7 protein-coding genes are annotated in these 8395 nt (G+C 70.4%); 6 read left to right on the plus strand and 1 reads right to left on the minus strand.

Annotation, left to right across the window (positions count from 1 at the left end):
• The first annotated feature begins 40 nt into the window (after positions 1-40).
• The 5 genes from alsS (at position 41) to QN350_RS02975 (ending at position 7122) form a co-directional block, all read left to right on the plus strand.
• Positions 41-1816: an acetolactate synthase AlsS gene (gene alsS, locus QN350_RS02955; RefSeq protein WP_281533972.1), complete on the plus strand. Its 1776-nt coding sequence runs from the start codon at positions 41-43 to the stop codon at positions 1814-1816.
• The gene (gene budA / locus QN350_RS02960) at positions 1813-2547 is read left to right on the plus strand and encodes an acetolactate decarboxylase (protein WP_322138961.1); all 735 of its coding nucleotides are present in this window, start codon (positions 1813-1815) and stop codon (positions 2545-2547) included. Before alsS ends, budA begins: the two co-directional genes overlap by 4 nt.
• Positions 2548-2790: 243 nt before the next feature.
• A complete protein-coding gene (hemG, locus tag QN350_RS02965; RefSeq protein WP_322138962.1) occupies positions 2791-4410 on the plus strand; it encodes a protoporphyrinogen oxidase in 1620 nt (539 codons plus the stop codon).
• The gene (locus QN350_RS02970; RefSeq protein ID WP_322138963.1) at positions 4407-5777 is read left to right on the plus strand and encodes a TIGR04053 family radical SAM/SPASM domain-containing protein; all 1371 of its coding nucleotides are present in this window, start codon (positions 4407-4409) and stop codon (positions 5775-5777) included. The genes hemG and QN350_RS02970 overlap by 4 nt, the downstream gene beginning before the upstream one ends.
• Before the next feature lie 4 nt (positions 5778-5781).
• Complete coding sequence (locus QN350_RS02975; protein WP_322138964.1) at positions 5782-7122, plus strand: ferrochelatase; 1341 nt, start codon at positions 5782-5784, stop codon at positions 7120-7122.
• A 55-nt stretch (positions 7123-7177) separates the two neighbouring features.
• Here the strand turns inward: QN350_RS02975 and QN350_RS02980 are convergent, their stop codons facing one another.
• Positions 7178-7786: a TetR/AcrR family transcriptional regulator gene (locus QN350_RS02980; RefSeq protein ID WP_322138965.1), complete on the minus strand. Its 609-nt coding sequence runs from the start codon at positions 7784-7786 to the stop codon at positions 7178-7180.
• 204 nt (positions 7787-7990) lie between these two features.
• Here QN350_RS02980 and QN350_RS02985 point away from each other — a divergent pair, with 204 nt between their 5' ends.
• Positions 7991-8368 (plus strand): GntR family transcriptional regulator, encoded by a 378-nt coding sequence (locus QN350_RS02985; protein ID WP_322138966.1) that lies wholly within the window; start codon positions 7991-7993, stop codon positions 8366-8368.
• Positions 8369-8395: the final 27 nt, after the last annotated feature.

Below are 8395 nucleotides of genomic sequence, written 5' to 3' on the forward strand. Positions count from 1 at the left end.
ATACAGGGAGCCGCTCGAACGGCGAACCGGAAGGCATGACGTGACGAACAATTCAACTGTCCTGGGCAGCAGCCCCGTGGCGGAGACCCCGACGCCGGCAGCGGAGGCACAGGCCCCGAACTCGGCAGCAACGGATGGCCTCGGTGCGCCCGCCGCGCCCCGCCGCTCGGCCGACCGGGTCGTCGAGGTGCTCAAGGCCCACGGGGTGAAATGGGTGTTCGGCGTTCCCGGCGCCAAGATCGACCCCGTCTATGACGCCCTCGTCGACGACGGCCCCGAACTCATCGTCTGCCGGCACGAGCAGAACGCGGCCTTCATGGCCGCCGCCGTCGGCCGGCTGAGCGGGGAGCCCGGGGTTGTGCTCGTCACGAGCGGGCCCGGTACCTCCAACCTCGCGACCGGGCTGCTCACGGCCACGACGGAGGGCGACCCGATGGTCGCGATCTGCGGCGCGGTTTCCCGAGCCGACCGACTCAAGCGCACCCACCAGTCCATGGATGCCGTCGGCATGCTCTCCGCCGTGACCAAGTCCGCGGGCGAGGTCAGCGTCGCCGACAACGTGCCGGAGGCCATCGCCAACGCGTTCCGCCGCGCGACGCAGGAGCCCAAGGGCGCCGCCGCCGTCGTGCTCCCGTACGACGTGCTCGTCGACACGACGACCGTCTCGATGACGGGCCCACACTGGGTGCCGCGCCTCGGCGCCGCCCCGGCGGAGAGCGTCACGCGCGCCGCCGAACTGCTGAAGAACGCGACATTCCCGGTCATCCTCGCCGGCGCACGTGCGGGGTCCGACCGGGCCACCGCTGCCCTGCATCGCCTGCTGGGCGTCGCCGACCTGCCCGTCGTCGAGACGTTCCAGGCGGCCGGCGTGCTGTCCCACGAGCTCGAAGAGCACTACCTCGGCCGGGTGGGCCTGTTCCGCAACCAGCCGGGCGACATCCTGCTGCACAAGGCCGACCTCATCCTCGCGATCGGCTACGACTTCGTCGAGTACGAGCCCTCGAAGTGGAACAAGGACCACCAGCGCCGCATCATCCACCTCGACGAGCTCTCCGCAGACCTCGACGACTACTACCGCCCGACGGTCGAGCTGCGCGGCGACGTCGCCGAAACCATCGACGCGCTCGCCCGGCAGATCGACGGCCTCGAGCTCAGTGCCGCGACATCCACTGTCGTCGCCACCGAACGCGCCCGCCTCGCCGAGGCCGACGAACCGCACTGGAACGACGACGAGTCGGAGGGCGTGCACCCCGCGGCCCTGACCCTCGCCATGCGCAAGCTGCTGCCCGATGACACGACCGTGCTCTGCGACGTCGGCTCGCACTACATCTACATGGCCCGGCACTTCCGCACTTACCACCCGCGCACCCTGCTGTTCTCGAACGGGCAGCAGACCCTCGGCGTGGCGTTGCCGTGGGCGATCGCCGCGACCCTCGTGCGGCCCGGCACTCCGGTCGTCTCCGTCTCGGGCGACGGCGGCTTCCTCTACTCGGCGATGGAACTCGAGACCGCGGTGCGCCTCGGCTCGACGTTCACGCACGTGATCTTCAACGACGGCACCTACGACATGGTCGCGTTCCAGCAGCAGGGCAAGTACGGCCGCACCTCCGGCGTGCAGCTCGGCGACTACGACGCGGTCCAGTACGCCGAATCCTTCGGCGCCCACGGCTACCGGGTCACGCACCTCGACGACTTCGCCGGCGTGCTGAAGCAGGCCATGGCCGAGCCGGGGCCGAGCATCATCGACGTGCGCGTCGACTACCGAAACAACCGGGATGAGCTCATGGCTGATCTGGAAAGCGATGTGCTGCAATGAGTGATTTCACGGTCTCCCGCCACGAGATCTTCCAAACGAGCCTGATGAGCGCCCTGCTCGACGGCGTCTATGAGGGCGAGATGACCGTGCGCGACCTGCTCGGCCACGGCAGCTTCGGCATCGGCACTTTCAACGGGCTCGACGGCGAGATGCTGATCCTCGACGGCAGCTGCTACCAGCTGCGCGCCGACGGCGGCGTCTCCAAGGCCGACCTCGGCGCGCACACGCCGTACGCGGTCGTCACGAACTTCGTCCCTCACGTTGAGAGCGACCTGCCGGAGGGCGTGCTCCGGGCCGAGGCATCCGCCTTCATCGACCACATGACGTCGTCAGAGAACTACATGTACGCGCTGCGGATCGACGCCGAATACGAGTGGATCACCATGCGCACCGTCGTCAAGCAGGAGAAGCCGTATCGCCCGATGGTCGAGGCGACCGACGAGGACGCGATCGTCGAGCTGCACAACGTGACCGGCACGATCGTCGGCTTCCGCACCCCGCTCTACGAGCAGGGCATCGGCGTTCCCGGCTGCCACGCCCACTTCGTCACCGACGACCGCAGCGCCGGCGGCCACGTGCTCGACTTCAAGCTGAAGTCCGGCCACGCCGCCCTCTGCCTGGGCACCGACCTGCGCCTGCAGCTGCCGCTGACGGATGCCTTCCGCGACGCCAACCTCTCGCCCGACGACCTCGAGTGGCAGCTGCAGAAGACGGAGTCGCACGCGAAGTAGCCGTAGCTGCGGTCGCGGGTCGCCGCGGCATCCGTGCGAAATGCAGGAGAATCGGTTCGCTGAGGCTGGGGGAGCCTCGATGCGGCCCTGATCCTGCATTTCGCAAGCGGATGCCGGGTGCTGCTTCCCCGGGACGCCGACACTAGTGTCGGAAAACCCTTTCCAGCCGAGCCGTAGGATCGATGGAACGGTGTGCTCCAGCCTTCCGACTGTGCCGGTCCACCGGCAACGGAAGGACCATACGTGCTCTCTCGACCCCGGGTCGTCATCGTCGGCGGCGGAATCAGCGGACTGGCGACAGCCCACTATCTGCATCAGTCGCTCGGGGACGGGGTGCTGATCACCCTGGTCGAAGCCTCGCCCCGCCTCGGCGGAAAGATCGTCACCGAGGACTTCGCCGGGCACTCGGTCGACGCCGGCCCCGATGCGCTGATGGTGCGCGCACCGGTCGCCGTGAACCTCCTCACCGACCTGGGCCTCGCGGACCTCGTCGTGGCACCCGCGAGCGGGGGATCGCGGATCTGGTCCCGCGGCCGCCTCCGCACGCTGCCCACCGGAACCGTGTTCGGCATCCCCGACCGACTCCTGCCGCTGCTGAAGTCGCGCCTGCTCTCACCGCTCGGCTTCGCCCGGGTGCTCCTCGACCTCGTGCTGCCGACCGGGCGCACGCTGCCCGCCGACCCCACCATCGCCGAGATCGTGGTGCCGCGCATGGGCCGCGAGGTCTTCGACCGGCTCGTGGACCCGCTCCTCGGCGGCATCCACGCCGGCCGCGCCGACGAGCTCAGTGCCCACAGCACCGCCCCGGACATCGAGGTGCTCGCCCGCGGCAACCGCAGCCTGAACCTCTCGCTCCGCCGTCGGCGCCGTGCCGGGGCCGCGAAGGCCGCGGCCGCGCTCGCTGCCGGCACTGCCGCCGCCGACTCTGGCGCCGCCAGCACGACGGCCGCCAGCACCAGGGCCACTGCCCCTTCCCCCTCTGGCTCCGCCGCTATCGCCACGGCGGGGGATGCCGCGGCCGGGTCCCGGGCGACGGCGTCCGTCGGTGCGGCACCCCGGCTCGCCCGGGCCGGCGGGGCCACCCTCGTCACTGTCGAGGGCGGCCTCGGACGCCTCATCGACGCGCTCGCCGCGCGTGCGGCGGGCGACGACATCCGCCTGGGCACAGCCGCGACGAGTCTCGCCCGCGAGGGCGCCGGCTACCTCGTGGGTCTCTCGGACGGGACGAGTGTCGAGGCCGATGCCGTCGTGATCGCCACCCCCGCGTTCGTCGCCGCCGGACTGCTCCTGGCCGAGAGCCCCGTGCTCGGGGCCGCGCTCGCCGGGATCCCATACACGGATGTCGCGACGATCTGCCTCGCCTACCCGCGCTCGGCGCTCGGCCGCCCGCTCGGCGGCAACGGGTTCCTGGTGCCGCCGGTCGAGGGCAAGCTCGTGGTCGGCTGCACCGTCTCGAGCAACAAATGGCCGCACCTGGCCGATGAGGCGACCGTCCTCATCCGCTGCATGGTCGGGCGCGCCGGGGACACCCGCTGGGCAGGCCTCGACGACACGACGCTCGTGGGTCAGGTGCACGCCGAGCTCGTGGACGCCCTGGGCGTGACCGGGAGACCGACCGCCCACCACATCGAGCGGTGGCCGCTCGGGATGCCGCAGTACGTCGTCGGGCACCAGGGTCGTCTCGACACCGCCGACCGGGAACTCGCCGGACTGCCCGGCGTGCACCTGACCGGGTCGGGGTACCGTGGGGTCGGCCTCGCGAGCTGCATCGCAGACGCCGAGCGCGTCGCCCGTCGGATCGCCGAGAGCATCGCCGCGGGCACCATTGCCGCGGCGCAGGCACCAAGCGAGGTCGTGTCATGAGCGCCGCCACCCCAACTGCCGCGGCGGCCGTGACCGTCGCGCCCGTTGCGCCCATCGCATCCGTCCGGTTGACCGGCACCGCCGCGTCCGCCGTATCCGTCGCGTCCACGGAGGCCACCGCATCCGCTGCGATCGGTGTCGACGTCCTCGACCCGACCCGCAGCCACGTGCTCGGCCACCCCGCCGTGCTGCCGACCCTGCCCGCCGCCCGCCGCGGCCCCGGGCCGGACTACTCGAAGCGCCCGATGCTCGTCTTCTGGGAGACGACCCGGGCGTGCGCCCTCGCCTGCAAGCACTGCCGCGCGAGCGCGACGATGCAGGCGCTGCCCGGCGAACTCACGACCGCCCAGGGCAAGGACCTGATCGACCAGATCGCCGGCTTCGGCCGGCCGTACCCGATCCTCGTGCTCACCGGCGGCGACTGCCTGATGCGCCCCGACCTGTTCGAGCTCGTCGAGTACGCCACCGGGCTCGGCCTGCCGACGGCGCTCTCACCCTCGGTCACGCCCACCCTCACCGCCGCGATGATCGAGAAGATCGTCGCGAGCGGGGTCAAGGCCGTGTCGATCAGCCTCGACGGCGCGAGCGCGCCGACCCATGAGGGCGTGCGCGGCATCCCCGGCCACTTCGAAGACACCGTCAACGCGATCCGCGCCCTCGCCTCCGCCGGGCTCAGCGTGCAGGTGAACACGACGGTGATGCGAGCGAACGTCGACGAACTGGCGGATGTCGCGGCGCTGATCAAGAACGCCGGCGCGGCCATCTGGGAGGTCTTCTTCCTCGTGCAGGTGGGACGCGGGGTGTCGACGGAGGCCGTCACGCCCGAGGAGCACGAGGAGATCTGCCACTTCCTCTACGACGCCTCGCAGCACGGCTTCATCATCCGCACGGTCGAGGCCCCGTTCTTCCGCCGGGTCGTCGCCCGGCGCCGTGCGGGAGACCCGGCACCGGCAACCCCGCTCTACGAACGGCTGGCCGGTCGGCTCGAGTCCCTGATGGGCCCCTCGGAAGGCGTGCCCCGCGCCCAGACGGCGTCGACCCGCGACGGCAAGGGCATCGTCTTCGTCGCCTACGACGGCGAGGTCTACCCGGCCGGCTTCCTGCCGCTCGGCCTCGGCAACGTGGAGACGACCCCGCTCGCCGAGATCTACCGCGACAACCCGCTGCTCAAGCAGATCCGCGCGACCGAATTCTCCGGACGCTGCGGCAGCTGCGAATACGCCGACCTCTGCGGCGGCTCCCGCGCGCGCGCGTTCGCCTCAAGCGGCGATCCCCTCGGCGAAGACCCGGCCTGCCCGTACCTGCCGGGGACGGATGCCGCGCTCGGCGCGCCCGGGTCTGGCGCGCCCGTCGGCGCGGGAGCCTGACCGCGTGAGCGCCTCTAGGGAGCAGTCCGCGTCGGAGCGTCCACGCGACTCCACCCTCGGCGGTGGGCGGGACCCAGGGGCAGGGCCTGGGCCGAAGTCGGCGACGGATCGCGCCCAGGGTACGGCGCCAGATCGCACCCCGGCCGCCGCCTACGACGCCGTGCTCCTGCTCGGCTTCGGCGGCCCTGAGGGCCAGGACGACGTCATCCCCTTCCTCCGCAACGTCACCCGCGGCCGCGGCATCCCCGAGGAACGGCTCGAGACCGTCGCGACCCACTACCGGGCCTTCGGGGGAGTGAGCCCCGTCAACGGGCAGAACCGGGCACTGCGCGCCGCCCTCGAGGCCGAGCTGGCCGACCGGGGTGAGCCGCTCCCGGTGTACTGGGGCAACCGCAACTGGACGCCCCTGCTCGCGGACACCGTGCGGGCGGCATCCGCTGCCGGACACACCCGGGTGCTCGCCATCACGACGAGCGCATACAGCTCGTACTCGAGCTGCCGCCAGTACCGGGAAGACATTGCCGGCGCGCTCGAGACGACGGCCGCCGACGGCACGCGACTCGACGACACCATGCGCATCGATGTGGTGCGCCCGTACTGGAACGAGCCCGGCTTCGTGCTGCCCTTCGTGGAGGGTGCGCGTGCCGCTCTCGCACGCCTCGCGGCGCGGGGCGTGCCCGTCGACCGCGCCCACGTGCTCTTCACGACGCACTCGATCCCGACAGCGGATGCCGCGCGCAGCGGTGCGCGCGACGCCGGCTGGGGCGCGGGCGGGGCCTACCTCGCCCAACACCGGGCCGTCGTCGCCGCCGTGATGGCCGCCCTCGGCGATCCTGCCGCACCCGGCAGCCCTGAGGCCCTCGCCGGCCCCGGGGACCTTGGTGATCGCGGCACTTCGGTTGCCGACCGGGAGTCGGCGCCGGCCTGGTCGCTCGCATTCCAATCCCGTTCGGGTCCGCCGGCTATGCCGTGGCTCGAGCCCGACGTCAACGATGCCCTCCGCACGCTCGCCGCAGGCGGCACCACGGCCGTCGTGATCGTGCCGATCGGCTTCATTTCCGACCACATGGAGGTGCTCTGGGACCTCGACACCGAGGCCGCCGCCACCGCAACTGCCCTCGGACTGGCCATGGAGCGCGTCGCGACCCCCGGCATCCACCCGGCCTTCGTCGCCGCCCTCGCGACCCTCGCCCTCGAGCGCCAGCATTCGAGTCCCCGTGAGGTGTCGCAGATCGACGTTCACGAGGCCCGCGAACGTCGATCTGCGACACTTCACGGAATATGGTGGGGCGACGTCTGTCCCCGCGGATGCTGCGAGAAGGGGGCCGGCCGCCCCGCACGCTAGTCCTGCCCATCCTTGCACTGGTGGGAGTGCAGGTGCGGTTCGCCGGGGGAGTGAGCTAGAAGTCGACCGTGAAGAGGGGGCGCAGGAAGCTCCGGAGCTCCTCCGCCATGTCGAGGGTGTCCGGGGCGAGGAGCCACTGCACCTGCAGGCCGTCGCTGAGCGCGATGAGCGACCGGGCGGCGCTCCGCGGATCGACTCCCTCGCGTAACTGACCGGCACCCTGAGCGTTGCTGAATGCCTCGAACAGCAGGGAAACTACCCAGGTGTACCTGTCGACGAAGTACTGGTGAGCCGGGTGCTCTGGAGCGGTCGCCTCTGCGGAGAGCACGCAGTGAAGTTCCACAAGCCCCGGTGCATATTCGGCGTTGTACTCCGCGGCGCGCACCATGCCGCGAATCGTCTCGATGCCGGGCGTTTCGTCGATGGGGACGAGCGCCACGGAGCGTTCGTCACGCAGCTCGAGCACGCCCGCGAGCAACTCGTTCTTGTTCGAGAAGTGGTGCAACAGACCAGCCTGGCTCATTCCCACCCGCTCGGCGATTTCTCGCAGCGATCCATTCCTGAACCCGTGGTTGGCGAAGACCTCGATGCTCGCCTCCAGGATTTCCTGCCGTCGGCCAGCGGTCTTGGCGTAGGTGCCGCGCGACTTCCCCGTCATAGTCATGCGGCGACTCTAGTCTGAAATCCATAGGCCAGCCGAAAACCGTGTGTGTGAGCGTTTTTCGGATTCGATCGTCAACCACGCGACCCGGTCTTGGGTCTTCAGGTTCCCCCTGAAGACGGGGCGAGGGAATGCTCCGCAGTCGCTTGACAGAACCGGCCGAGGTCCATAGGTTCATTAGTGTAGTAATGGACCAAAGGGGTACACGTGTTTTCCGAAGGCAGTCCGATCTTCCAGCAGCTCGCTGCGCAGATCGCCAACGACATTGTGGCCGGCACGTACCCCGAGGGCACGGCGGTTCCGTCGGCGAGTGAATACGCGATTTTTTACCAGATGAATCCGGCGACGGCGGGCAAGGCCGTGAACGTGCTCGTCGAGCAGGGTGTGTTGTTCAAGAAGCGGGGGGTCGGCATGTTCGTGTCCGAAGGCGCCCGCGAGATGCTCAGCGCCCAGCGTCACGCGGCGTTCCGCGTGCTTTTCGTCGAACCGCTCGTTCGCGAGGCGCGCGTGCTCGGCATCGAGACGGACGAGCTCGCCCGGATGATCGCAACCGAGACCGACGCCCAGTCCCAGATCCTGAATTAGTCCGAGTCCCACGGCCAGCCCCAGCCC

The sequence above is a fragment of the Cryobacterium sp. 10I5 genome (assembly GCF_035019865.1).
GTDB lineage: Bacteria > Actinomycetota > Actinomycetes > Actinomycetales > Microbacteriaceae > Cryobacterium > Cryobacterium breve_A.

What these genes read in the sequence shown, in the direction of transcription:
- budA (WP_322138961.1), top strand. Translation starts at nt 1,813, where the DNA reads ATGAGTGATTTCACGGTCTCCCGCCACGAGATCTTCCAAACGAGCCTG.
- QN350_RS02970 (WP_322138963.1), top strand. Translation starts at nt 4,407, where the DNA reads ATGAGCGCCGCCACCCCAACTGCCGCGGCGGCCGTGACCGTCGCGCCC.
- QN350_RS02980 (WP_322138965.1), bottom strand. Translation starts at nt 7,786, where the DNA reads ATGACTATGACGGGGAAGTCGCGCGGCACCTACGCCAAGACCGCTGGC.